This window comes from Brevundimonas sp. Br13 (assembly GCF_055391505.1).
The window spans coordinates 1,946,815-1,971,701 of record NZ_AP044008.1; the positions used below are offsets into that span (position 1 = coordinate 1,946,815).

A 24,887-nucleotide genomic window follows, 5' to 3' on the forward strand; every position below is an offset into this window, starting at 1 on the left:
GGTCAGGCCGGTGTTGTGCAAAAGCAGGCCCAGCGCCGTCTCGGCCGTGTGGGCGCCCGAGACGCCTGCCGACCGGCGGCCTGCCGCCAAGGCCGAGGGATAGAGAATTTGCAGGCCGCTCTGCTGGGCGAAGGCGGGCAGGACCCGCTCCAACGGCCCGGCGGGAATGTCGTAGCTGCGCACCGCCTCCGCCGATTGCGCGAGGACCGGCGTGGCGGCGGCGAGCATCAGCGCGGCGAGCGCAGTTGAGGTGAAGGCCTGACGCATGAGTTCCCCCGTTGTCTACCCGCGGATGTGCGGGGCAGGGAAGAGACGTCGGGCGGTGCAACTGACCCTAAGTCTGTCGTCAGATTATTTTTTGGAGGCGGATCCCAGCAGAATCCGGCCGTCGTCGGAGACAGTGGCGTCCAGCCCATAGAGATCGCTGAGAGCGGCCACGAAGCCGTCGATGTCGCCGACATTGAACACGCCGCTGACAGGCACCGACGAGAGCCGCGCGTCCTGAAGCACGATCGGACTGCGGCTGTAGCGATTGATCTCCGCCAAAGCGATTGCGATCGGGGTTTTGTCGAAGGTCAGACGCCCGGCGCTCCAGCTGGTGGAGGCGACGACATTGACCGGCGTGACCTTCGGGCGCGGCGCCGAGGTGACCAACTGCTGGCCGGGCGACAACGACCATCGCGCGTCAGAGGCTGCGGGTTTTCGAACCGCCACCCGGCCCTCCACCAGAATGACCCGCGCGCCGGCGCCGGACCGGCGGACGTCGAACCGTGTCCCCAGCGCCGTCACCTCGGTGTCGCCCGCCCGGACCACGAAGGGCCGCGAGGCGTCTTTCGCCACGTCGAACATCGCCTGACCCTGGGTGAGCGCGACGGTGCGACGGTCGCCGGCGAAGCGAACGGAGACTCGCGAGCCCGTATCGAGGATCAGACGGGAGCCGTCGGCGAGCGCCACCCTGCGTTGCTCGCCGATCTCGGTTGCATAGGTCGCAGGCCGCAACGCCAGCCAGGCGAAACCGGCGGCGCCGAGCGCGAGCGCTAGGGCGCCGACCGCGCCGATCGGGACGAGGCGGTCCCGAAGAGGGTTTCGGGATGGGCGGGAACGACGCGGTCTCGCGGCCGCCTCCGTCAGGATCTGGATGTCGGGCGACCGGCCCAGGGGCACCGTCGCCGACCACAGGGCCTCCAGCCGGGCGAAGGCGCGGGCGTTCTCGGGGTCGCGCCGCCAGGCGCTGAACCGGCGCACATCGGCCGTCGTCACCTTGCGCTGATTGAGGCGGGCGAACCAGTCGGCCGCTTCCTTGCGCCTGATTTCGGCGTCAGCCTCGATCGTCATCCGTCTTGCCTAAAGGTCCAGCCGAGACGCGCAATACTCGAGCGCCCGGGCCATCCGCCATTCCACAGTCTTTGGGCTGACGCCGAGCGTTCGGGCGATCTCGGCATAGGTCATACCGCGAAACCGGTTCAGAACGAAGACGTCGCGATACAGCGGCGGCATCCCGCGGACCACCTGACCCAGCAGGGCTTCGTCCAACTGGGAGGCGGGCTGACTGTCCGTGGGATTGCATATCGCCGGAGTCTCACGCTGCCGGGCGTCTCGTCGGGCCTCGTCCTTCAACAGGTTCCGCGCGATCCGCAGGAGAAACGCCTTGGGGTGACGAATCCCGGCGCTATGGGGCGCCGCCCGGAGATAGGTCTCCTGAACAAAGTCGTCGGCGGCGTCCGCTCCTACCTCCGCGCGCAGCCGGCGCGTGAGCCAGCCGGCGTAAAGCCGGTAGAGACGGTTGACCCCGTCCCGATCCTCCCCGTCCAGCGGCTTTGCGTCCGTCACCCAGGCCTCTCCGGCGTCTGATGGAGAGGTCCGGAATCCGCATGCGGCTTTAGGACCGCGCACGCGCACGAGGCCGCGCCGGCAAGCCGTCGCCGTCGGACATCCGCGTCGCGCGGCGCCGTCGATGATGTGATGTCGCACAGGGGATTCCAGGCCCCACCGACGCGGACGTCGGCGAGTCGAGCATGAATCAAACCCCGGCTTGGCGCAACCCAAAGGCGCTGCGGCGTGGCGTCAACGGCGTCCGCCTTGTTTCGGCCTGTCGTGAGGCGCGAAGGACGGCGGCCAAAATCTGCAATTTCCGCAAAAATCTGGCGGATGGTCCGCAATTCACTGTCGTTGCCGGACCGTCGATTTCATCGCACCGTGAAACCGTCCGAAACCGGAGGGAATTGTCATGGACTTTGACGCTCGGTCTGATCGGGGAGGCTCGACGGTGCTGAGCGGCCGCGAGGCCCAGTGCCTCCTGTGGGTCAGTCGCGGCAAGAGTTCCAGCGACATCGGGCAGATCGTAGGGCTCTCGCCGCGCACGGTGGACAGTTATATCGAAAAAGCCTGTGCGAAACTGAAGGTCCGCACCCGGATTGAGGCGGTCGCCGTGGCGGTACGCAGCGGCCTGATCGACCCCGAGGGGGTATCGTCATGAGGGAAAGGGGGGCGGGTCTGGAACTTCTGTACGGAAGCCGGGGGTTTCAGCTCTGATCGCCGCCGACGCGCTGCGTCCCCCGGCTCAAGATCAGCGCCTATCCGTTCCGGAACCCGCCAGACGCCATTCTGGTGCGCGCACGGCGAGATGTCGATTCCCTGCGGCGGCGCCGAACATGGTTAGATACCGCGACGAAGCTCTGCCTCTGATGCAGGGCTCGGATGAGGCTTTGCAGTTTGGCTGGTGGAGGTCCTGACATCTGTGTCCGCCCACGCGCGGAGATCGGCCAACGAATAGACGACCCGTCCTCCAAGTTTGCGATAGATCGGGCCGGTGCCGCACGTTCTATGTTTTTCGAGCGTTCGGGCAGAGAGCCCTAAAAGCCTGCCGGCCTCGGGTGTCCGAACGAAGCGGCTCATCAGATCTCGCGCCTCTGCCATTGTTCTCTCTTGATTATTGACGGCGCGATTCTCCTGCGCCTTGGGCCGGAACCGAAGCCCGCAAGGTCGCGGTGGCGAGATGACGGGGCGTCGATCGCTGCTCCACTTTGTCCTGGCGGGAATGCAGCGCCGCAGTGAAGCGAAGCCGTCCATAAATCCCATTTATAGTCCACTAGGGGGCGCGCGGGCGTGTTCTGGCGAAGGTGACGCTCTTCCGCTTCACCGTTTTTCTTACCGTTTTTCTGGATTGCTGAAACGGCGAGTTTGCCCCCAACGGGGAAATCTTCAGCGATTTGAGGCGACGATGGTGGGTGATCACAGGTTCGAACTGTGGACCCGCTGATTAAGAGTCAGCTGCTCTACCGACTGAGCTAATCACCCACACCGATCGTCGCGACTTCGGCGAAGACGAGCGCCTCGCCGAAGGGCGCTCCTACTACCCACCCGTTCCGGGCTTGGCAAGCGCTTTCGCAAACTTTCTTTGACGGGCATGGTCTCGGCCGAATCAGCCGCAAAGACGGTGGGGGAGTGAGCATCATGGCCTTTTGGAACCGGCGTCGTTCGATCGATGTCATGACGGCGCCGCACGACGGGCCGCGGCTGAAGCCGACGCTCAGCTGGCCGCATCTGCTGGCCCTGGGCGTGGGCGCCATCGTCGGCACCGGCATTCTGACCCTGATCGGGGTCGGGGCGGGTCTGGCGGGGCCGGCGGTATTGATCAGCTTTGGCCTGGCGGGCCTGGTCTGCGTCTGCGCCGCCCTGGCCTATGCCGAACTGTCGACCATGATGCCGACGGCGGGCAGCGCCTACACCTATTCCTACGCCGTTCTGGGCGAGATGATCGCCTGGGTCGTCGGTTGGAGCCTGATCCTGGAATATTCGCTGGTGGTCTCGGCCGTGGCGGTGGGCTGGTCGGGCTATGCGGTTGGGTTTTTGACCGGCCTGGGTGTCGATCTGCCGGCGGTCCTGACGGCGGGGCCGCACGCCGGGGGAATCATCAACCTGCCGGCCGTCGCCATCATCGGGGTGGTGACCGGCCTGCTGCTGCTGGGCACCAAGGAGAGCGCAACCCTGAACGCGGTCCTGGTGGTCATCAAGATCGCCGCCTTGGTCGTCTTCGTCGCCATCGCCCTGCCGGCCTTCAAGCCCGAGAACTTCACCCCCTTCATGCCCAACGGCTTCGGCGCCCCCTTCGTCCAGACGGGGGTCATGGCGGCGGCGGCCATCATCTTCTTCGCCTTCTACGGCTTCGACGCCATCTCCACGGCGGCGGAGGAGACCAAGAAGCCTGAGCGGGACCTGGCCATCGGCATCATCGGCTCCATGCTGGTCTGCACGGCCCTGTATCTGGTGGTCGCCGCCGCCGCCATCGGCGCCCGGCCAGTCTCCGACTTCGCCGACAGCCCCGAGCCCCTGGCCCTGATCCTGCGCCAAATGGGGCAGGGCACGGCGGCCCAGTGGATCGCGGCGGCGGCGGTGATCGCGCTTCCGACCGTGCTGCTGGCCTTCCTGTTCGGCCAGAGCCGCATCTTCCTGGGCATGGCGCGCGACGGCCTGTTGCCGCGTCGGCTGGCCAAGGTCTCGGCGCGCGGCGTTCCGGCGGTGGTGACGGTCTTTACGGCTGTGGTGGTGGCGATCCTGGCCGGGCTGTTGCCGCTGGACGAACTGGCTTCCTTGGCCAACGCCGGCACTCTGGCCGCCTTCTGCGCCGTGGGCGTCTGCCTGATCGTGCTGCGGATTCGCGAGCCGGGCCGCCGGCGGGTGTTCAAGGCGCCCCTGTGGCCCCTGGTCGGCGCCGTCACCGTGATCGGCTGCGTGGTCTTCTTCCTTAGCCTGAAGCCGGTGACCCAGATCGGCTTCGTCGTCTGGAACGGGGTCGGCGTCCTCATCTATCTGGCCTGGTCGTCTCGGAACTCCCGTCTGGCCAAGGGCGAGGAAGAGGCCGCCTGATGGCCCGTCGCGACCTGACCGGCGCCGTCGACTTCAGCGTGCTGGAGGGCATGACCGGCGGCGACGCGGCGATTTCGGAAGAGGTGCTGTGCCTGTTCGTCGAACAGGCCGCCCTCTGGTCTGTGCTTCTGAATCCCAGGGCCGACGGTTGGCGCGACGGAGTCCACACCATCCGGGGCGCGGCCGCAGGGATCGGCGCCGGCGACCTGGCGGCGATCTGCGCCCAGGCGGAAACGGTCGAACAGGCCCTGGCGGCGCCGGCGCTGGAGCGGGTGCGCGACGCCCTGGACGCCGCGCTGGCCGACGTCGCGGCCTATCGCCACGAGCTGATGCTGCGGGGGCTTAAGGCCTAGCTTCGAGTCCGGTCGTAGACCGCGAACTCGTGCGCGATGCACCGGTCGATCAGCAGCCGCCAGACCGGTTCGGCGATCTCGGGCGACAGGTGGTGCGCTTGCGCGGCCGTCAGCACCTTGGCCACCACGTCGTCGATCCGGGCCTGGTCGAAGACGGCGTCGCGGTCGGGCTTGATGCGGGCGGCCGCCTCCATATAGCGCTGGCGTTCGGCCAGCAGGGCGACCAGGGCGCGGTCCAGGGCGTCGACGCCCTGGCGGACCTCGGCCATGGACTGGCATTCGGCAGGATCGACGCGGGGATCGACGGCGACAAGGGCAGGGTGGTGCATCAAAACTTTCCGCTCATCCCGGCGAAAGCCGGGACCCAGTGCTTTCGCCACACTGGTGTCTGGGATCAAGGGCGCAGATCGTCGAGAGACAGGGATCGCCCAAAGATCTGGGTCCCGGCTTTCGCCGGGATGAGCGGATTATTCAAGTGTCAGCCGACGAAGGCCCGCTCCAGCACATAGTCGGCCGGTTCAGCGTTGGAGCCTTCCTTCAGTCCATAGGTCTCCAGCAGTTCCCCGGCCTCCTTGATCATGGCCATGGAGCCGCACAGCATGACGCGGTCCTTGGCCGGATCGAAGCCTTCGGGCAGGCCCAGGTCGCGGAAGAAGTCGCCCGACTTGATCCGGTCGGTGATGCGGCCGGGGGTCTGGAATTCCTCGCGCGTGACCGTGGGATAATAGGTCAGCTGCGCCCTGGCCTCGTCGCCGATCAGGGGGTCGTCGTGGATCTCGCGGGTGAAGAAGTCACGGTAAGCCAGGTCGGCGACGTTGCGCACCGTATGGATCACATAGACATGGCCGAAGCGGGAATAGGTCTCCGGATCGCGCGCCACGCTCAGCCAGGGCGCCAGACCCGTGCCCGTGCCGATCAGGAACAGCCGCTCGCCGCCGGTCAGGGCGTCCAGCACCAGGGTGCCGGTCGGCTTCTTGCCCATCAGCACCGTGTCCCCGGCCACGATCTTTTGCAGGCGCGAGGTCAGGGGGCCGTCGGCGACCTTGATCGAGAAGAACTCCAGCTCCTCGGCCCAGCAGGGGCTGGCGATGGAATAGGCGCGCAGGATCGGCTTTCCGCCGTCTTCGCCGGGCAGGCCGATCATCACGAACTCGCCCGAACGGAAGCGGAAGTCCTCGGGCCGTTTCACGCCGAAGCTGAACAGGCTGTCGGTCCAGTGGCGAACCCACAGGACCTCAAGTTCGTTGAACGGACTGGCTTTCACAGGGGCGGGGGAGAGGGCGGCGTCGGTCATGGTGCGGCCTCTCTAGTCTGAGAACCGGTCGCAGGGAAGAAAAAGCGCTCCGGGCGGCGACCACTTTTCCTAGTGACGGCTTGCAGAAGCGTCGCTAGCGTCGCCGACCATGCGCACCCTTCTTCTCGCCTCGACCATCCTCCTCTCGGCCGGTTCAGCGGTCGCCCAGGAGACGCCCTCCAACATTCTGACGCCCGAGCGCGTCTTCTCCAGCCCCAGCTTGAACGGCCCCGTGGCCAAGGGCGTCAGCCTGTCGCCGGACGGCCAGCTGGTGGCCTTCCTGCGCTCGCGCGAAGATAATGTGGACGTCCAGGACCTGTGGGCCGCCCCCACCGGCGAAGGCGAGCCCTATAAGCTGATCGACGCCCGCGCCCTGGTTCCCGATGCAGGCGAACTGTCCGAGGCCGAAAAGGCCCGGCGCGAGCGGATGCGGATCAGCGCGCGCGGCGTGGTCGAATACGCCTGGGACCAGCAGGGCCGCTACATCCTGGCGCCGCTGGAGGGCGACATCTTCCTGGCCAGCCGCGCCGACGGCAAGGTGCGCCGCCTGACCGAGACCCCCGCCGACGAGATCGACGCCAAGGTCTCGCCAAAGGGCAACTATGTCTCCTGGGTCCGCGACCAGAACCTGGTCATCTATGATCTGGCCACGGGCAAGGAGACGCCGATCACCGACGACGGCGCCGGTCTGATCACCTGGGCCACGGCCGAGTTCATCGCCCAGGAGGAGATGGATCGCGACACCGGCTACTGGTGGAGCCCCGACGAACGCTACATCGCCCTGACCCGCGTGGACGAAAGCCCGGTGGACGTCGTGCCCCGGTTCGAGATCACCGGCGGCGGCGCGACCATGGTCGAGCAGCGCTATCCCCGCGCCGGCCGCCCCAACGCCTTGGTCGAACTCTATGTCCGCGATCTTCAGAGCGGCGCGCGGGTCAAGGTGGATCTGGGCGCCAATACCGACATCTATCTGGCGCGGGTCGACTGGTCGCATGACGGCAAGACCCTGTATGTCCAGCGTCAGTCGCGCGACCAGAAGACGCTCGACCTGCTCAGCGTCGATCCGGCCACCGGCGCATCGCGGGTCATCCTCAGCCAGAAGGCCGAGGCCTGGGTCGATCTGAACAACGACTTCCACGTCCTGCCGGATGGCCGTTTCATCTGGTCGAACGAGGACAGCGGCTGGCGCCACCTGTATCTGTACGACCGTAACGGGCGTCAGCTGCGGGCGATCACGCACGGCGACTATCCGGTCAAACATCTGGACGGGGTAAACGAACAGACCGGCGAGGTCTATTTCACCGCCTCGATGCGCGACGGCAAGGAACTGCCCATCGAACAGCAGATGTTCCGCGCCAGCCTGAACCGCACGGTCGATCCGGTGGCGGTGACCCCCGCCGGCGGCTGGTGGAACGTCTCGGTCAACGGGCCGGCGACCGCCTATGTCGGCAACTATTCCGATCCCGCCACCCCGCCCCAGTCGGCCCTGTACCGGATCGACGGCACGCGGATCCGCTGGATCGAGGAAAACCGGCTCGACGCCGATCACCCCTTCGCGCCCTACGTCTCGCGTCTGCGGGCGCCCGAGTTCGGCACGATGCAGAGTCATGGGGAAACCCTGGTCTGGCGCATGACCACCCCGCCCGACTTCGATCCGTCGAAGAAGTACCCGGTGGTGATGCAGGTCTATGGCGGTCCGGGCACCGGCGCAGGCGTGCAGAAGAGCTGGCAGCCCCTGACCAACCAGCTGCTGACCGAGGCCGGCTATATCGTCTTCCGCGTGGACAACCGCGGCGAGGGCGACCGGTCCCAGGCGTTTGAGACCAGCATCTATCGCCGCCTGGGCATCCCTGCGGTCGAGGATCAGGCTTTGGCCGCCAAATGGCTGAAAACCCTGCCTTATGTCGATGGCGACCATATCGCGGTCATGGGCTGGAGCTTCGGCGGTTTCCTCAGCCTGCTGACCCTGACCGATCCGGACGCTGGACTGGCCTCGGCGCTTGCCGGCGCCGCCCCGACCGAGTGGAGCCTCTACGACACCCACTACACCGAACGCTACATGTCCACGCCCCAGGACAATCCGGACGGCTACGCCGCCACCGACATCCTGCCGCGCCTGGACGACCTGACCGGCCGTCTGCTGATCCTTCACGGCATGGCCGACGACAATGTCATCTTCGGCAACGCCACCCGCGTGATCGACGCCCTCCAGGCCAAGAGCACGCCGTTCGAGATGATGCTCTATCCCGGCCAGAGACACGGCGTCCGCGGCGAACCGAGGCAACTGCAGCAATGGCGAACCTATCTCGACTTCCTGGACCGCACGATCGGCAAGAGGGCTGAGACGGCGGACTGACGACTGAACCAAGGCGCAGGGGCGAACATGTTGAAGACCAAGCTTTTGGCCGGCGTGTTCGCCGTCGTCCTCGCCGGCGTCGCGGCGCCGTTCGCCTCGGCGCAGACGCCGCCGCCCCCGCCGCCGCCGCCGAACGCCGACATCGCCTGGGTTCAGCGCGAGCGGACGCCCTACGGCTCCTGGGAGCAGATGGCGCGCTTCTTCCTCAGCCAGATTCGCACCTATGACGTCGAAGGCCGGTTCGGCGAGCCCGGTCCCGCGATCAACAGCCTGATCGCGATCAACCCCGATGCGCTCGAGGACGCCCGCGCCTCCGACGCCCGCCGCCTCGCCGGACAGGCCCTGCCGCTGGACGGCGTGCCCCTGGTCATCAAGGACAATGTCGAGGCGCGCGGCATGCCGACCACGGCGGGCTCCCTGGCCCTGGCCGCGAACCAGCCGGACCGCGACGCGCCGATCACGGCCCGGCTGCGCGCGGCGGGGGCGGTGCTGATCGGCAAGTCCAATCTGTCGGAGTGGGCCAATATCCGCTCGTCCCACTCCATCAGCGGCTGGAGCGCCGTGGGCGGCCTGACCCGAAACCCCTACGCCCGCGACCGCAACACCTGCGGCTCGTCCTCGGGATCGGGCGCGGCGGTGGCGGCGGGTTTCGCCATCGTGGCCATAGGCACCGAGACGGACGGATCGATCACCTGTCCGGCGGCGATGAACGGTCTGGTCGGGTTCAAGCCCACTGTGGGCCTGGTGTCGCGCACGGGGATCGTGCCGATCAGCCACAGCCAGGATACGGCCGGGCCGATGACCCGCACGGTCAGGGACGCGGCCCTGGTGCTCAATGTCATCGCCGGTTCCGACCCCGCCGATCCGGCGACGGCTGAGGCTGACGCCCGCAAGACCGACTATGCGGCGGCTCTGGAGGCGGCCAGTCTCCGCGGGGTTCGCATCGGCGTCGCTCGGTTCCTCACCGGCTATTCCGACGGCACGGACGCCGTCTTTGAAGCCAATCTGGAGCGGTTGCGCCAGGCGGGCGCCGTCCTGATCGAGATCAAGGACGGACCGGATATGGACGCTGTCGGCGGCGCGGAATTCACCGTCCTGCTGACGGAGTTGAAGGCGGATCTGAACGCCTATCTCGCCACCACCGATCGGGCCCAGGTCAAGACCCGCACTCTGGCGGACGTCATCGCCTTTAACCGCGCGACCCCGCGCGAGCTGGCCCTGTTCGACCAGGACCTGTTCGAGGCCGCCGAGGCGACCGGGGGCCTGTCCGACCCCGCCTATGTGGCGGCGCGCGAGACCTCGCTGCGTCTGGCCGGGGCCGAGGGGATCGATCGACTGCTGAAGGACAATGACGTCGCCGTCCTGATCGCGCCGACGACCGGCCCGGCCTGGATGACCGACGTCGTCAACGGCGACCACTATCTGGGCTCGGCCTCGACGCTGCCGGCTGTGGCGGGCTATCCCCACCTGACCGTGCCCATGGGGCAGGTGGGCGGGCTTCCGGTGGGGCTCAGCTTCATCGGCGGCCAGTGGCAGGATGCGCGGGTGCTCGCGCTCGGCTACGCCTTTGAACAGTTGGGACCGCAGCGGGTCGCGCCGGCCTTTTCAGCCTCGTTGAACAGCACGCGCGCCGTCGCGCCTGTGCTCGCGCCCATCCATCAGGAACCTTGATCGGCGGTCCGCTGTTGGGCCTTCATGACAAAGCCGATTCTCCCCGAATGAGCGACCTGATCGCCAATATCGTCGGCTCGGCCGCAGCGGTCTGTTCCGTCACCAGTTTCGCACCCCAGGCGCTCAAGATCTGGAAGGAGAGGGACGCCTCCTCCGTCAGTCTGAGGACCTATTCCCTGACCGTGACCTGTTTCGCCTTGTGGGTGGTCTATGGGGTGATGACCCAGGCCTGGCCCGTCACCTTGGCCAATTCCTGCGCCCTGGTCATGGCGTCCTGGGTTTTGGTGATGAAATGGCGGTTCCGCGACGGCGATCCCGAAGCCTGACGGCCCGATTCTGCAGGTTTGATCCGGATCAAGGCGAGGCGGCGGAGGCGGCGCGAGGGTGGGGCTGAGGAGATTTCCCATGCCCCATGACGCCGTCCCCTTCGTCGCCGCCATCGTCGCGGCCTTCGTCTTCTTCATGGCCGCCCTTGGTCTGGCCAGTCTCTATTCGGGCTCTTCACCGGACAAGTGACGAGAGCTTTACCCGACGTGATCTTGGCGCCCCGCGCGATGCGGGCTACGGCAGGAGCCTCAACGTCCAAGGGAGACGCCCCCAATGCCTGATCTCGCCCAAGTCACCGAACACATCCGCGCCGCCGTCGGCGACAACTCCGGCCTCGGCAAGACCGTGAAGCTCGACCTCGGCGACGAGGGCAAGATCTTCATCGACGGCGCCTCCGTGCCGAACACCGTCACCAACGAAGACAAGCCCGCCGACGCCACCGTCTCGATCAAGTGGGACGACTTCATGGCCCTGTCGGAAGGCAAGCTGGACCCGATGATGGCCTTCATGCAGGGCAAGCTGAAGATCGCCGGCGACATGATGATCGCCCAGAAGCTGGCCCCGCTGCTGAAGCGCTGATGGCTCGCTGATCAATACTTGTCTGCGGCGCGGCTCCCCTCGGGGGCCGCGCCGTTTTCGTCTTCAGCGTCCGTCAGAGGCGCGACCGAAAAACGAGGAAACGACATGGACTTCAGACATTCCGACCGCGCCCTGGACTGGCACGCCCGCGTGCGCCGTTTTCTCGACGAACAGGTCATCCCGCGCGAGGCCGACTATTTCGCCCAGGTGCGCGAAAACCCGAACCGCCAGCCTCCGGTCATGGAGGCCATGAAGGCCGCCGCGCGTGAGGCGGGCCTGTGGAACATGTTCCTGCCGGGCGGCCATGACGGAGAGAACGGGGGCGCCGGCCTGACGAACCTGGAATACGCCCCCCTCGCCGAGATGATGGGCCGCCACCTGTGGACGGCCGAGGTGTTCAACTGCAACGCCCCCGACACCGGCAATATGGAGGTGCTCCATATGTACGGAAACGCGGCCCAGCAGGACCGCTGGCTGAAGCCGCTGATGGCGGGCGAGATCCGCTCCGCCTTCCTGATGACCGAGCCCGAGGTCGCCTCGTCCGACGCCACCAATATCCGGACCCGGATCGAGCGCGACGGCGATCACTATGTCATCAACGGCCGCAAATGGTGGTCGACCAACATGGCCCATCCGAACGTCGCCGTGACCATCGTCATGGGCAAGACCGATCCGGACGCCGCTGCGCACGCCCAGCAGTCCCAGATCATCGTCCCCGTCGATACGCCCGGCTTCCGGGTCGAGCGGATGCTGTCGGTCTTCGGCTATGACGAAAAGCCCATCGGCCACGCCGAGGTGGTGCTGGAGAACGTCCGCGTGCCGGTCGAGAACCTGATCGCGGGCGAGGGCCGGGGATTCGAGATCGCTCAGGGGCGCCTCGGCCCGGGCCGTATCCACCACTGTATGCGCGTGATCGGCGCGGCCGAGCGGGCGCTGGAGCTGATGGTGACCCGCCTTCTGAACCGCACCGCCTTCAGAAAACAGCTGGCCGAACATTCGGTGTGGGAGCAGCGGGTCGCCGAGGCCCGCACCAATATCGAGATGTGTCGCCTGCTGGTGCTGAAGGCCGCCTGGATGATGGACGAGGCGGGGGCCAAGAACGCCCGCTCCGAGATCGCCCAGATCAAGGTCGCAGCCCCGCGCATGGCGCTTCAGGTCATTGACGACGCCATCCAGGCCTTCGGCGGCGCCGGCGTCTCGGCCGACACCCCCCTGGCCGAACTCTACGCCACGGTGCGCACCCTGCGGATCGCCGACGGCCCGGACGAGGTGCACAACCGCGCCATCGCCCGGCTGGAGTACGCCAAACACGGCGGCAGACCCTCGGCCTGAGAAACGGCGTCACGCCGTCCGCTTCCGAGGGAACCCCTGGCGGCGCCTGACGTTTTCCGGACAGGACGACGCGAGGCCAGCCGGGGCGTCGCAAGCGGGGACGGAACGGCTGAGATGAATGCGCGCTTGGAGCCCGATACGCGGGCGGCGTCCGACGTGACCCGTTTCAGGGCGATCCGGGGCGCCATGCCCGCCCTGGCGGAAGGCCTGTCGCCCGAGGATCTGGCGGCCCAGTCCATGCCGGACTGCAGCCCCAGCAAATGGCACCTGGCCCACACCAGCTGGTTCTTCGAGGCGATGATCCTGTCGGCCGACCCGGACTATGCTCCGGTCGATCCGCGCTTCCAGCAGCTGTTCAACTCCTACTACGAGGCCCTGGGCGAGCGGGTGCCCCGGCCCCAGCGCGGCCTGATGACCCGGCCCTCGGTGAACGAGGTCCTGGCCTATCGGCGCGAGATCGACCGCCGCATGGCCGCCTGGCTGGCCTCGGGGCCGTCCAGCGGCCATCAGCGCTATCTGTTCGAACTGGGCCTGCACCACGACCAGCAGCATCAGGAGCTGTTCCTGATGGACCTGCTGAACCTGATGGCCTGTTCGCCGCTGGACCCGGCCGCCTATGCGGTCGAGCCGCGACAGGCCCCGCCTGAGGCCGCGCGCGGCGGCGCCGTCGTCTTCGAGGGCGGCCTGGTCTCGATCGGTCATGGCGGCGCCGGCTTCGCCTTCGACAATGAGGGGCCGTCGCACCGGGTCTGGCTGGAACCCTTCGCCCTGGCCGCCGACCTGGTGACCAACGGCGACTGGCTGGGCTTCATCGCCGACGGCGGCTACGCCCGGCCCGAGCTGTGGCTGTCCGACGGCTGGGCCACAGTCAAGGCCGAGGCCTGGACCGCGCCCCTCTACTGGCGCCGCGACGGCGACGACTGGACGGTCCTGAGCCTGATCGGCCGCGCCCCGGTCGATCCGACCGCCCCGGTGCGGCATGTCAGCTTCTATGAGGCTGACGCCTACGCCCGCTGGGCCGGCAAGCGCCTGCCGTCCGAGGCGGAGTGGGAGCATGCCGCGACCACGGCGCCCGACGCCTTCTCAAACCTGTCGGGCGAGGTCTGGCAGTGGACGTCCAGCGCCTACGCCCCTTACCCCGGCTTCCAGCCGACGCCTGGCACGGCGGCTGAGTACAACGGCAAGTTCATGGCCAATCAGATGGTCTTGCGCGGCGGCGCCTTCGCCACGCCGCACGGCCACGCCCGCGTCACCTATCGCAACTTCTTCTATCCCCAACAGAGGTGGGCCTTCATGGGTCTGAGACTGGCCGAAGACGCCCCGCGCGGGCGCACGAGTTTCATTGAGGACGCCCAGACGGCCGCCTTCCGGCGCGACCTGGTCCAGGGCCTGTCCCGCGACCAGAAGGCCGTGCCGCCCAAGTGGTTCTATGACGCCGAGGGCTCGCGCCTGTTCGAAGAGATCACGGCCCTGCCGGAATATTATCCGACCCGTCAGGAGACGGCCCTGCTGCGCGACCGGGCCGCCGCCCTGACCGCCGACTTCGGCCCCGAGGCCGTCCTGGTCGAGTTCGGTTCGGGCGCCAGCGAAAAGACCCGCATCCTGCTGGACGCCGCGCCCGACCTCGGCGCCTATGTGCCGCTGGACATCAGCGAGACGGCCCTGCTGGACGCCGTCGCCCGCCTGTCCGCCGACTATCCGGCCCTGCGGGTCCAGCCGGTTCTCGGCGATTTCGAACATCTGTCGCCCCTGCCGGACGATTTGCCGCAGGGGCGGCGCATCGGTTTCTTCCCCGGCTCGACCATCGGCAATCTGGAGCCCGAGGAGGCGGTGCGGTTCCTGGCCTCGGCGCGTCGGATGCTGGGGGAGGGGGCCCTGTTCATTCTGGGCGTCGATCTGGTCAAAGACCCTGCGACCCTGGTCGCCGCCTATGACGACAGCCGGGGCGTCACCGCGGCCTTCAACCTGAACCTCCTGGTCCGCGCCAACGCCGAACTGGACGCCGATTTCGACCTGGACGCCTTCGCCCACCGCGCCGTCTGGAACCCGGATCACTCGCGCATGGAAATGCACCTTCAGGCGCTGCGTCAAACCGCCGCCCGCGTCGGCGACAGGGCCTTCACCTTCATGGCCGGAGAGACCCTCCACACCGAAAGCTCGCGCAAGTTCACGCCGGATTCGGTCGAGGCCCTGGCCAAGGAGTCCGGCTGGTCCATGGCCGGTTTCGAGGTTTCGCCCGAACCCCGCGTGGCCCTGGCCTTGCTGCGGGGGTGAGGGGGCCACTTCCTTTCTGTCTATACAGATAAGATCGTCATCCTCGGCCTTGTGCCGAGGATCCATAATCCCGGCGCCGGGCGTCGTGCCCCCTGCAAGACCGAGCCTATGGATCCTCGGCACAAGGCCGAGGATGACGGCCATGGGGGCGAGTGCATGGAAAAGAAAAAGGGCGGCGCATCCTCGACGCGCCGCCCTGCAGACTCTCACTGAAGCCGTGTCACTCGGCTTCGTTCGAAGCCGCGTCCTTCTTCGGCCCGTGCGAGGCCTCGCCGCCCTTGCGTCCGGCCTGGGCGGCCAGGCTGCGGTCTTGGGAGAAGCTTCGTTTTTCGCTGGGGACGCTTGCGCCCCCCTTGCGTGCGATTTCGCGCTGACGTTCGGGATCCATGGAGGCGAAGCCTCGCTTGGAAACGCCGGAGGGTCGCGAGGTCTGGCCGTCCATCGGTGTTCCTTTCAGTGCTGCCGTTGCGCTTGCCGAAATGAACCCTGTGACTCCGTGACGGTTCCGTAGGTAACTTCGTTTTACCGCGGTGATCTGAACGTCTTTGTGGTTTGACTTCAAACGGCTGCATAGGGGCGGGAATCGCCTTCGCCGCCGCCGCCCGGCTCCATCGGCGGCATTTCGTCCGGAGCGTCGGCCGGATCGATCTCGGGTTGTGGCGTCGGCTCGGGCTGGATTTCCGGTTGCGGCGTTCCGGGGGGCGTAGGTTCGACATAGGTCATGGTCTTCTCCTCTGAATGGAGAACGCGGCCCGCACCCCAATGTTCACCCCCGGCTTTGGGCGCGGACATGGGGAACTGGATCCGGTCGGGCCGGTTCAGTGTCCGAACCCCGGAGATTCCCATGACCCAGACCCCCATCGCCCCTTCCTCGCCCGATGACATCGTCACGGAAGACGACGGCCCGACCCAGCGCCTCGACCGACAGGCGGACGCCATCCTGGCCGAGGGCGAAGCCCGCAGCTTCGAGGACACCACCTCGCTGCGTCAGGCTCTGCGCGAAGACGCCGCCATGATCCGCAGCAAGGTGGCCGGCCGGGTCGAGACCGCCCGCGACGGCATCCGCGACGAGCCGATGCGGACCACCCTCTACGCCCTGGGCATAGGGGTGATCATCGGCATGCTGATGCGCCGCTGATCTACGCCGGCCCCACCGGCTCCCGCTGCATCGGCGCCCTCTGCAACGCCGCATCCGACACGAACGGATTGGTCCGCCGCTCCTCGCCGAAGGTCGAGATCGGCCCGTGGCCCGGCACGAAGGTGACGTCGTCGCCGAGCGGCCACAGCTTCTCCACCACGCTGCGGATCAGGGCCGGCGGGTCGCTCATCGGGAAGTCGGTCCGGCCGACCGAGCCCTTGAACAGCACGTCGCCCACCTGGGCGAACCGGGCCGCCGGGTTGAAGAAGATCACATGGCCGGGCGTATGGCCGGGGCAGTGGCGGACCTCCCAAGTCGTTTCGCCCAGGCTGACGGTGTCCCCGTCCTCCAGCCAGCGGTCAGGCGTAAAGGGTCGGGCCTCGGGCAGGCCGTACATCCGGCTGGTCTCCACGATCCGGTCGATCCAGAACTGGTCGGCCTTCTGGGGGCCGGTGATCCGGACCCCGGTCTTCTCCTGCATCTCGGCCGCGCCGCCGGCGTGGTCCAGATGACCGTGGGTGATCCAGATCTGATCCAGGGTCAGGCCGCGCCGCGCCACCTCGGCCAGAATCGCATCCACCGATCCGCCCGGATCGATCACGGCGGCCCTGTTGGTCCTCGTGCACCAAACAGTGGTGCAGTTCTGCTGGAGCGGCGTGACGGGCGTCACGAAGACGCCGATGGGGGAGGCGGGCTGGGTCATGGCGCCTTATTAGCCGCCCCTGTGACGCGAAACCACCGCTGCGGCCCACGCTCGCGTTGACCTTTTGAGCCCTTCTCGACATAAGGGCGGGCTTCGAGGCGCCGCTCCAAACGGGGCGGCCTTCTTGCTTTATCCATTCCGCGCCGACCGTCCCGACGGTTCATGCGCCCCAGAGCGTCAGAAATCCCGACCATGCAAGTCGTCGAAAAGTCGAACGAAGGCCTCAGCCGCGTGATCGCGGTCACCATTCCCGTCGCGGAGCTGAACGAGAAGCTCGAAGCCCGCGTCAAGGAAGTCGCCCCGCAGATGAAGCTGAAGGGCTTCCGTCCGGGCAAGGTGCCGGTCGCCCACGTCAAGAAGACTTTCGGCCGCGACTTCATGGGCGAGATCATCAACGCCCAGCTGAACGAGACCAGCCAGAAGGCTCTGGACGAGGCCAAGATCCGTCCGGCCGCCCCGGCCGAGATGAAGCTGACCTCCGACATGGACAAGGTCATCGCCGGTCAGGAAGACCTGGCCTATGAGATGTCGCTGGAGATCATGCCGGACTTCACCCCGGTCGATCCCAAGACCCTGAAACTGGAACGCCCCACCTATGAGGCGTCTGACGCCGATCTGGACGAGGCCCTGACCGAACTGGCCGGCCAGGCCAAGTCCTACGAGGACAAGAAGGGCAAGACCGTCAAGGCCGCCGAGGGCGACCAACTGACCATCGACTTCCTGGGCAAGCTGGACGGCGAGCCCTTCGACGGCGGCGCCGCCGAAGACGCGGACCTGGTGATCGGCTCGGGCCGCTTCATCCCCGGCTTCGAAGAGCAGCTGAAGGGCGCCAAGGTCGGCGAGGAAAAGACCATCGAGGTCACCTTCCCGGAAAACTACCAGGCCGCCCATCTGGCCGGCAAACTGGCCACCTTCGACATCAAGGTGAAGGCCATCAAATCCGAGGTCGAAGCCAAGGTGGACGACGAGTTCGCCAAGCGTATCGGTCTGGAATCGCTGGATCGCCTGAAAGAGCTTCTGAGCCAGAACCTGAACCAGCAGTACGCCGGCGCCGCCCGCTTCAAGCTGAAGCGGGCCCTGCTGGACCAGCTGGACGCCGCCCATGACTTCCCCCTGCCGCCCAAGATGGTCGAAGCCGAGTTCGACGGCATCTGGCAACAGGTCGAGGCCGACAAGGCCGCCGGCCGCCTGCCGGAAGAAGACGCCGCCAAGTCCGAAGAGGACCTGAAGGCCGAATACAAGAAGATCGCCGAGCGTCGCGTGCGCCTGGGCCTGGTCCTGGCCGAGATCGGCCGCGCCCACAATGTCCAGGTCACCGACCAGGAGCTGAACGCCGCCCTGCTGCAGGAAGCCCGCAACTATCCGGGCCAGGAGCAGGCCGTCCTGAACTTCTACCGCCAGAACCCCAATGCGGCCGCCCAGATGCGCGCCCCGATCTATGAGGAAAAGGTCGTCGACCTGATCGTCGGCCTGGCCGAAGTCACCGACAAGCCCATCAGCAAGGAAGAGCTGCTGAAGGAAGACGAAGAGGGCTGATCGCCGCCTTCATCGGATCGGGAAGAGGCGGGGGTCGGCGATCCCCGCCTTTTTCGTATGCGGGCCCCACCTTGTAAGGCGGCCTTCATAACGCGATATGCAGAACAACAAGGCGAGCGACCGCGAGTCGCGCGCTCCCCGCATTCTTGAGAAGGCTCCATGCGCGATCCGATCGAACTGATGAACATGAACCTCGTCCCCATGGTGGTCGAGCAGTCCAGCCGGGGCGAGCGCTCCTTCGACATCTTCTCGCGCCTGCTGCGCGAGCGGATCATCTTCCTGACGGGGCCGTTCGAGGACGGCATGGCGTCGCTGATCTGCGCCCAGCTTCTGTTCCTGGAGTCGGAGAACCCCAAGAAGGAAATCTCCATGTACATCAACAGCCCCGGCGGTCAGGTGACCTCGGCGCTGGCGATCTACGACACCATGCAATACATCAAGAGCCCAGTCTCGACCGTAGTCATGGGCATGGCGGCCTCGGCCGGCTCCCTGATCCTGACGGCCGGCGAGGCGGGCCAGCGGATCGCCCTGCCCAACGCCCGCGTCATGGTGCACCAGCCCTCGGGCGGTTTCCGCGGCCAGGCCTCGGACATCGAGCGCCACGCCGAGGACATCCGCTACACCAAGAAGCGGCTGAACGAGATCTATGTCCATCATACCGGCCGCACCTATGAGGAGGTGGAGCGCACCCTGGACCGCGACCACTTCATGTCGGCCGAAGAGGCCAAGGCCTGGGGCATCGTCGACCACGTTTATGACCGGCGCGAACAGGCGGACGCCGACGGCATAAAGACGCCCGGCGCCTGAGCCCCGTTTTTCAGCTAGAATAGGGGGCGCGTCCTGGCGGCGCGCCCCTTTCTTTTCGTCCATCGGAACCGAGATGCAGTTCACAAGAGACCCCTCAGGCACGATCGAAGTGGAGGGCGAGACCTACGCCTGGGAAATCCGACGCCAGCCGCGCCCCGTCGGCGGCGCGGTGTGGGAGGGGATGGCCGTCTCCCTTCGCCATGTGGATTTCAAGCGCGAGGCCATCATCCAGTTTCCGCCGCCCTTGCGTCCCAACGGCCGGCCCGACGTGGAGAAGCAGCGGGTCAATGTCGATGCGGTGCGCAACGCCGTCACCGCCGCCATCGAGGCGGGCTGGGACCCGACCTCGCGGGGCAAGGCCATGGTTTTCGACGTGGACGCCGACGGCCGCTGACGCCGTTCAGGGCCGCTGGGTGAAGACCCGGAACCCCGGCGACTGGGCGATGGCCAGCATTTCCGCGTCGCCGGAGGTGTCGCCATAGGCGGCCGTCAGGACCAGATCCTCGCCATAGGCGGCCTTCAGACGCCGCACCTTCTCCTCGCCCCGGCAGTTGGCGCCGTCGAAGGCGCCGGTCACCCGGCCTTCGGCGTCGAAGGTCAGGGGCGTTCCCAAGAGGGCCTCGGCGCCCAGCCGGCGGGCGAAGGGCTCAACCGTCGTCTCGGGCGAGGCGGTCACGATCACGCGATGGGCGCCGCGCTCGCCCCAGTCGTTCCAGACCTTCAGCGCGTCCGGCCGCATGAAGCGGTCCCAGACCAGGTCGGCGAACCGTTCCGCCTCGGCCTCCAGACTTTCGCGGTCCATGCCGGCCAGGAATTCCTTGACCGAGGCGGCCTTGATCCGGCCCCGATCACGATCCCGCCCATAGGCAGCCAGGGCCGGCGCCAGCTTGACCAGACCCAGGGCCCAGCCGCCCGGACCGGCCTTCCAGCGCAGAAACTGCGTGAAACTGTCGCGAATCGTCAGGGTGCCGTCGAAGTCGAAGGCGACGAGCGGCTGTTCCGAATTGATCCGGGACTGGCGTAATTCCTGCAGGCTTCCCATGTCAGACATTCGCCGTGATCCCCAACGACACTGATCCATCCCCTTTCCGTGACCTCGCCCCTCCGCCTTCGGGGTTGTCGTGGAACGTGGGATGGGTGATTGTCATTTTTTGAAGACCTTTGCGTCCAGAGTGCTGGAATCAACGCGGAGGAAGCGCGTATCGGGCCATTTCGGTCCGCTCCGCGGGAGTGAGATAAGGGTCTATGACCAAAGCAGCCGGCTCTGACGCCAAAAGCACCCTGTACTGCTCGTTCTGCGGAAAGAGCCAGCACGAAGTCCGCAAACTCATTGCGGGACCGACCGTCTTCATCTGCGATGAATGTGTCGAACTGTGCATGGACATCATCCGTGAAGAGCACAAGATCGGCTTCAAGAAGACGAGCGACGGCGTCCCCACGCCCAAGGAGATTCGCGACGTCCTGGACGATTACGTCATCGGCCAGTCGCACGCCAAGAAGGTCCTCTCGGTCGCCGTCCACAACCATTACAAGCGTCTGAACCACGCGACGAAGAACAACGACGTCGAACTGGCCAAGTCGAACATCATGCTGATCGGCCCGACCGGTTCGGGCAAGACGCTGTTGGCCCAGACCCTGGCCCGCATCATCGACGTGCCCTTCACCATGGCCGACGCCACGACCCTGACCGAGGCCGGCTATGTGGGCGAGGACGTCGAGAACATCATCCTGAAGCTGCTCCAGGCGTCGGATTACAATGTCGAACGGGCCCAGCGCGGCATCGTCTACATCGACGAAATCGACAAGATCAGCCGCAAGTCGGACAATCCCTCGATCACCCGCGACGTCTCGGGCGAGGGCGTGCAGCAGGCCCTGCTGAAGATCATGGAAGGCACCGTCGCCTCCGTGCCTCCGCAAGGCGGCCGCAAACATCCGCAGCAGGAGTTCTTGCAGGTCGACACCGCCAACATCCTCTTCATCGTGGGCGGCGCCTTCGCCGGGCTGGAGAAGGTGATTTCGGCGCGCGGCGAGGGGGCCTCGATCGGCTTCGGCGCCAAGGTCAAGGAAATCGACGAGCGCCGCACCGGCGACATCCTCAAGGGGGTGGAGCCTGACGACCTGATGCGTTTCGGCCTGATCCCCGAGTTCATCGGCCGTCTGCCTGTCCTGGCGACGCTGGAGGATCTGGACGAAACGGCCCTGGTCACCATCCTGACCGAGCCCAAGAACGCCCTGGTCAAACAGTACAAGCGTCTGTTCGAGATGGAGAATGTCGAACTGACCTTCACCGACGACGCCCTGATCGCCGTCGCCAAGAAGGCCATCACCCGCAAGACCGGCGCGCGCGGCCTGCGTTCGATCCTGGAAGGCATTCTGCTGGAGACCATGTTCGAACTGCCGACCTTCGAAGGCGTCGAGGAGGTGGTGGTCAACGCCGAGGTCATCGACGGCAAGGCCCAGCCCCTGCTGATCTATTCCGAAGCCTCCAAGAAGAAGGCCGACGGCGCCGCCTGATCGAGCCGCCGCTGAACGTCACAAGGGCCGGAGCGACGCCGCTCCGGCCCTTTTTTCAGCTGGGATCCTCCCCCGCTTGCGGGGGAGGTGTCGCGTCGATCGCGCAGCGATCCAGCGACGGAGGGGGAAATCTCACGAGTCTCCCGCAGGGTGGAAGAAACCCGCACCTTCTCTCGCCCTTTCGGCCGGCGCTTCATCCGCGCACTCCCGCATTCAGTCTCATCGGCAATACAAAGACTTGTCGGTCCCAGGCGCTGATCGACCCGTCGCGGCGCCGGGGCGGCTTATGCTGGCGGGATCAGCCGAGGCGGCGCAGAGGCGTGACGGAGGTGACTTTCAAATCGGACACATTGGACACATCGGACACTGTTTTTCTGTGTCCGACAGCCGCCGAACGGTTCTTCCGCTTCGCCGAGGGCTTCACTTCCGGACAGATCGGACACATCGGACACTGTTTTTCAGCCGTCCGAAAACCGCGCGCCGACCGGCCGCAGACCCCGGCGGCGTGGGCGGAAAGACACGTGCATGTGGGCGGATGGGCGGCCACGCTTGAACCGCAGGTCTTTCAAACCACATACTCATCCGAACGCCGTCGGAATCGACGGGCCGTCACGCGCTGGTCGGGCCTCTTGCCCGGGCGACCGTGGCGGCGGGCCGGCGATCACCAATGGCCCAGGAGTACGCATCATGACTGACACCAAGATCCTGCCCGTCCTGCCGTTGAGAGACATCGTGGTCTTTCCGCACATGGTCGTGCCGCTCTTCGTGGGCCGCGAAAAATCGGTGAAGGCCCTCGACGAGATCATGAAGGGCGAAAAGCAGATCCTTCTGGCGACCCAGAAGAACAGCGTTGACGACGACCCGTCGCCCGACGCCATCTACCCCATCGGCGTCCTGGCCAGCGTCCTGCAGCTGCTGAAGCTGCCGGACGGCACGGTCAAGGTCCTGGTCGAGGGCAAGGGCCGCGCCCGCCTGACCCGCTTCACCGACCGCACCGACTATTTCGAAGCCGAGGCCGTCGAGATCGAGGACGAGCCGGGTGAGACCTCTCAGGCCGAGGCCATGCTGCGCGCCGTGGTCGAGCAGTTCGAAAACTATGTGAAGCTGAACAAGAAGGTGCCGCCCGAGGCCCTCAGCTCCATCCCCCAGATCACCGACGCCTCCAAACTGGCGGACTCGGTCGCGGCCCATCTGTCGGTCAAGATCATCGACAAACAGGGTCTGCTGGAAACCATCGACGTGCCCAAGCGGCTGGAGAAGGTCTATGGCCTGATGGAGGGGGAAATCTCCGTCCTGCAGGTCGAGAAGAAGATCCGCTCGCGCGTGAAGCGTCAGATGGAGAAGACCCAGCGCGAATATTATCTGAACGAGCAGATGAAGGCGATCCAGCGCGAGCTGGGCGAGACCGACGACGCGCGCGACGAGATCATGGATCTGGAGAAGCGCATCCGGAAGACGCGCCTGTCCAAGGAGGCCCGCACCAAGGCCGAGGCCGAGGTCAAGAAGCTGCGCAACATGTCGCCGATGTCGGCCGAATCGACGGTGGTGCGCAACTACCTCGACTGGCTGCTGTCCGTGCCGTGGGGCAAGGCCAAGCAGAAGCCGATCGACCTGGTGCGGGCGGAAGAGATCCTCGAGGAGGACCACTTCGGCCTGGAGAAGGTCAAGGAACGGATCATCGAATATCTGGCCGTCCAGGCCCGCACCGGCAGCCTGAAGGGGCCGATCCTGTGCCTCGTCGGCCCTCCCGGCGTCGGCAAGACCTCTCTGGCCAAGTCGATCGCCAAGGCCACCGGGCGTGAATATGTCCGCATGTCCCTGGGCGGGGTGCGCGACGAGAGCGAGATCCGCGGCCACCGCCGGACCTATATCGGCTCCATGCCCGGCAAGATCATCCAGTCGATGAAGAAGGCCAAGACCACCAACGCCTTCGTCCTGCTGGACGAGATCGACAAACTGGGCGCCGACTGGCGCGGCGATCCGTCCTCGGCCCTGCTGGAGGTGCTGGACCCGGCCCAGAACTCGACCTTCGGCGACCACTATCTGGAGGTGGACTACGACCTGTCCCAGGTGATGTTCGTGACCACCGCGAACAGCCTGAACATGCCGCAGCCCCTGATGGACCGGATGGAGATCATCCGGGTGTCAGGCTACACCGAGGACGAGAAGGTCGAGATCGCCAAGCGTCACGTCCTGCCCAAACAGATGAAGGATCACGGCCTGAAGGACGGCGAGCTGGTCGTTCCGGAAGAGACCATCCGCGACCTGATCCGCTACTATACCCGTGAGGCCGGGGTGCGTTCGCTGGAGCGGGCCCTGGGCGGCCTGGCCCGCAAGGCCGTGCGCGAAATGGCCAAGACCGGCGTCGCCTCGATCACCGTCGATGCGGACAAGCTGGCCGAATACGCCGGTGTGAAGAAGTTCCGCTACGGCGAGACGGACGAGGAGGATCAGGTCGGCATCGTCACCGGCCTGGCCTGGACCGAGTTCGGCGGCGACATTCTCACGATCGAGGCGATCAAGATGCCCGGTCGCGGCCGCATGACCGTGACCGGCAACCTCAAGGACGTGATGAAGGAGTCGATCTCGGCGGCGGCCTCCTATGTCCGTTCGCGGGCTCTGGACTTCGGCGTCAAGCCGCCGGTGTTCGAGAAAACCGACATCCACGTCCACGTGCCGGACGGCGCCACGCCCAAGGACGGTCCGTCCGCCGGCGTCGCCATGACCGTGGCCATGGTCTCGGTCCTGACGGGCGTGCCGATCCGCAAGGATATCGCCATGACCGGCGAGATCACCCTGCGCGGCCGCGTCACCGCCATCGGCGGCCTGAAGGAGAAGCTGCTCGCGGCCCTGCGTTCCGGGGTCAAGACGGTGCTGATCCCCCAGGAGAACGAAAAGGACCTCGCCGACGTGCCGGACAATGTGAAGTCAGGTCTGGAGATCGTGCCGATTTCCACAGCGGACGAGGCCCTGAAATGGGCCCTGGTCGGCGCCCTGACCCCGGTCGAATGGGACGAGACGGCTGAACCCCTGCCGACGCCCGTTCCCCCCGCGGAGGGCGCTACGGCGGCCGTCAGCCACTGAAACGCGACTTAAGTCGCACGCCGCAACGCCGCCGACAGCCCGTCGGCGGCGTT

General features: G+C 66.5%; 23 protein-coding genes, 1 tRNA gene and 1 pseudogene. 15 read left to right on the forward strand and 10 right to left on the reverse strand.

Annotated features, from left to right (window positions below; translation table 11 throughout):
- Positions 1-9: 9 nt before the first annotated feature.
- The 3 genes and pseudogenes from ACZ5M6_RS09575 to ACZ5M6_RS09585 all read right to left on the reverse strand — a co-directional run.
- A pseudogene (locus ACZ5M6_RS09575) lies at positions 10-267 on the reverse strand (STN domain-containing protein); the annotation flags it as partial.
- 84 nt (positions 268-351) lie between these two features.
- Positions 352-1,335: a FecR family protein gene (locus ACZ5M6_RS09580; protein WP_464158333.1), complete on the reverse strand. Its 984-nt coding sequence runs from the start codon at positions 1,333-1,335 to the stop codon at positions 352-354.
- Between the two features lie 9 nt (positions 1,336-1,344).
- Positions 1,345-1,830, reverse strand: a complete 486-nt coding sequence (locus ACZ5M6_RS09585; RefSeq protein ID WP_464158335.1) for an RNA polymerase sigma factor — start codon at positions 1,828-1,830, stop codon at positions 1,345-1,347.
- 397 nt (positions 1,831-2,227) lie between these two features.
- On the opposite strand from ACZ5M6_RS09585, the gene ACZ5M6_RS09590 reads away from it, so the two are divergent.
- Positions 2,228-2,476: a response regulator transcription factor gene (locus ACZ5M6_RS09590; RefSeq protein ID WP_464158337.1), complete on the forward strand. Its 249-nt coding sequence runs from the start codon at positions 2,228-2,230 to the stop codon at positions 2,474-2,476.
- 745 nt (positions 2,477-3,221) lie between these two features.
- Here the strand turns inward: ACZ5M6_RS09590 and ACZ5M6_RS09595 are convergent.
- Positions 3,222-3,297: transfer RNA gene (locus ACZ5M6_RS09595), tRNA-Lys, on the reverse strand.
- 156 nt (positions 3,298-3,453) lie between these two features.
- On the opposite strand from ACZ5M6_RS09595, the gene ACZ5M6_RS09600 reads away from it, so the two are divergent.
- Positions 3,454-4,866 carry an amino acid permease gene (locus ACZ5M6_RS09600; RefSeq protein WP_287395962.1) on the forward strand — a complete coding sequence of 471 codons (1,413 nt, stop codon included), beginning with the start codon at positions 3,454-3,456 and terminating at the stop codon, positions 4,864-4,866.
- A complete protein-coding gene (locus ACZ5M6_RS09605; RefSeq protein ID WP_287106007.1) occupies positions 4,866-5,219 on the forward strand; it encodes an Hpt domain-containing protein in 354 nt (117 codons plus the stop codon). The genes ACZ5M6_RS09600 and ACZ5M6_RS09605 overlap by 1 nt, the downstream gene beginning before the upstream one ends.
- Here ACZ5M6_RS09605 and ACZ5M6_RS09610 read toward each other — a convergent pair.
- Both ACZ5M6_RS09610 and ACZ5M6_RS09615 read right to left on the reverse strand, forming a co-directional pair.
- A complete protein-coding gene (locus ACZ5M6_RS09610; RefSeq protein ID WP_152950036.1) occupies positions 5,216-5,548 on the reverse strand; it encodes a chorismate mutase in 333 nt (110 codons plus the stop codon). The two genes, ACZ5M6_RS09605 and ACZ5M6_RS09610, sit on opposite strands and share 4 nt — an antisense overlap.
- 149 nt (positions 5,549-5,697) lie before the next feature.
- Entirely contained in the window at positions 5,698-6,513 is an 816-nt protein-coding gene (locus ACZ5M6_RS09615) for a ferredoxin--NADP reductase (RefSeq protein ID WP_464158340.1), read from the reverse strand.
- Between the two features lie 109 nt (positions 6,514-6,622).
- Here ACZ5M6_RS09615 and ACZ5M6_RS09620 point away from each other — a divergent pair, with 109 nt between their 5' ends.
- From ACZ5M6_RS09620 to egtB, 6 genes are all read left to right on the forward strand, one after another.
- The gene (locus ACZ5M6_RS09620; RefSeq protein WP_464158342.1) at positions 6,623-8,869 is read left to right on the forward strand and encodes a S9 family peptidase; all 2,247 of its coding nucleotides are present in this window, start codon (positions 6,623-6,625) and stop codon (positions 8,867-8,869) included.
- A gap of 27 nt (positions 8,870-8,896) precedes the next feature.
- Positions 8,897-10,540, forward strand: coding sequence for an amidase (locus tag ACZ5M6_RS09625; RefSeq protein ID WP_464158344.1), 1,644 nt, complete (start codon positions 8,897-8,899; stop codon positions 10,538-10,540).
- A gap of 47 nt (positions 10,541-10,587) precedes the next feature.
- Positions 10,588-10,866 (forward strand): SemiSWEET family sugar transporter, encoded by a 279-nt coding sequence (locus ACZ5M6_RS09630; RefSeq protein WP_287105213.1) that lies wholly within the window; start codon positions 10,588-10,590, stop codon positions 10,864-10,866.
- A gap of 274 nt (positions 10,867-11,140) precedes the next feature.
- A complete protein-coding gene (locus ACZ5M6_RS09635) occupies positions 11,141-11,446 on the forward strand; it encodes an SCP2 sterol-binding domain-containing protein (protein ID WP_182713812.1) in 306 nt (101 codons plus the stop codon).
- A 105-nt stretch (positions 11,447-11,551) separates the two neighbouring features.
- Positions 11,552-12,778, forward strand: coding sequence for an acyl-CoA dehydrogenase family protein (locus ACZ5M6_RS09640; protein WP_182713811.1), 1,227 nt, complete (start codon positions 11,552-11,554; stop codon positions 12,776-12,778).
- A 114-nt stretch (positions 12,779-12,892) separates the two neighbouring features.
- On the forward strand, positions 12,893-15,052 hold the full coding sequence (gene egtB / locus ACZ5M6_RS09645) for an ergothioneine biosynthesis protein EgtB (RefSeq protein ID WP_464158348.1): 2,160 nt from the start codon (positions 12,893-12,895) through the stop codon (positions 15,050-15,052).
- A gap of 220 nt (positions 15,053-15,272) precedes the next feature.
- Here egtB and ACZ5M6_RS09650 read toward each other — a convergent pair whose 3' ends face one another.
- On the reverse strand, positions 15,273-15,494 hold the full coding sequence (locus ACZ5M6_RS09650; RefSeq protein ID WP_152950050.1) for a con-10 family general stress protein: 222 nt from the start codon (positions 15,492-15,494) through the stop codon (positions 15,273-15,275).
- A 116-nt stretch (positions 15,495-15,610) separates the two neighbouring features.
- The gene (locus tag ACZ5M6_RS09655) at positions 15,611-15,775 is read right to left on the reverse strand and encodes a hypothetical protein (RefSeq protein ID WP_182713809.1); all 165 of its coding nucleotides are present in this window, start codon (positions 15,773-15,775) and stop codon (positions 15,611-15,613) included.
- Positions 15,776-15,896: 121 nt separating this feature from the next.
- Here ACZ5M6_RS09655 and ACZ5M6_RS09660 point away from each other — a divergent pair, with 121 nt between their 5' ends.
- Entirely contained in the window at positions 15,897-16,190 is a 294-nt protein-coding gene (locus ACZ5M6_RS09660) for a hypothetical protein (RefSeq protein ID WP_231681254.1), read from the forward strand.
- A 1-nt stretch (position 16,191) separates the two neighbouring features.
- On the opposite strand, the gene ACZ5M6_RS09665 is transcribed toward ACZ5M6_RS09660, so the two are convergent.
- The gene (locus tag ACZ5M6_RS09665; RefSeq protein ID WP_464158351.1) at positions 16,192-16,893 is read right to left on the reverse strand and encodes an MBL fold metallo-hydrolase; all 702 of its coding nucleotides are present in this window, start codon (positions 16,891-16,893) and stop codon (positions 16,192-16,194) included.
- 192 nt (positions 16,894-17,085) lie between these two features.
- On the opposite strand from ACZ5M6_RS09665, the gene tig reads away from it, so the two are divergent.
- The 3 genes from tig (at position 17,086) to ACZ5M6_RS09680 (ending at position 19,630) form a co-directional block, all read left to right on the forward strand.
- Positions 17,086-18,429, forward strand: a complete 1,344-nt coding sequence (gene tig, locus ACZ5M6_RS09670; RefSeq protein WP_464158353.1) for a trigger factor — start codon at positions 17,086-17,088, stop codon at positions 18,427-18,429.
- 159 nt (positions 18,430-18,588) lie between these two features.
- The gene (locus tag ACZ5M6_RS09675) at positions 18,589-19,236 is read left to right on the forward strand and encodes an ATP-dependent Clp protease proteolytic subunit (RefSeq protein WP_054765520.1); all 648 of its coding nucleotides are present in this window, start codon (positions 18,589-18,591) and stop codon (positions 19,234-19,236) included.
- A 73-nt stretch (positions 19,237-19,309) separates the two neighbouring features.
- Complete coding sequence (locus tag ACZ5M6_RS09680) at positions 19,310-19,630, forward strand: hypothetical protein (RefSeq protein ID WP_054765521.1); 321 nt, start codon at positions 19,310-19,312, stop codon at positions 19,628-19,630.
- Between the two features lie 6 nt (positions 19,631-19,636).
- Here the strand turns inward: ACZ5M6_RS09680 and ACZ5M6_RS09685 are convergent, their stop codons facing one another.
- A complete protein-coding gene (locus ACZ5M6_RS09685) occupies positions 19,637-20,287 on the reverse strand; it encodes an HAD-IB family hydrolase (RefSeq protein ID WP_054765522.1) in 651 nt (216 codons plus the stop codon).
- Between the two features lie 194 nt (positions 20,288-20,481).
- Between ACZ5M6_RS09685 and clpX the strand changes: the two genes are divergently transcribed.
- Together clpX and lon are read left to right on the forward strand one after the other, a co-directional pair.
- Positions 20,482-21,750: an ATP-dependent Clp protease ATP-binding subunit ClpX gene (clpX, locus tag ACZ5M6_RS09690; RefSeq protein WP_054765523.1), complete on the forward strand. Its 1,269-nt coding sequence runs from the start codon at positions 20,482-20,484 to the stop codon at positions 21,748-21,750.
- A 687-nt stretch (positions 21,751-22,437) separates the two neighbouring features.
- Positions 22,438-24,834 carry an endopeptidase La gene (gene lon, locus ACZ5M6_RS09695; protein WP_464158356.1) on the forward strand — a complete coding sequence of 799 codons (2,397 nt, stop codon included), beginning with the start codon at positions 22,438-22,440 and terminating at the stop codon, positions 24,832-24,834.
- Positions 24,835-24,887: the final 53 nt, after the last annotated feature.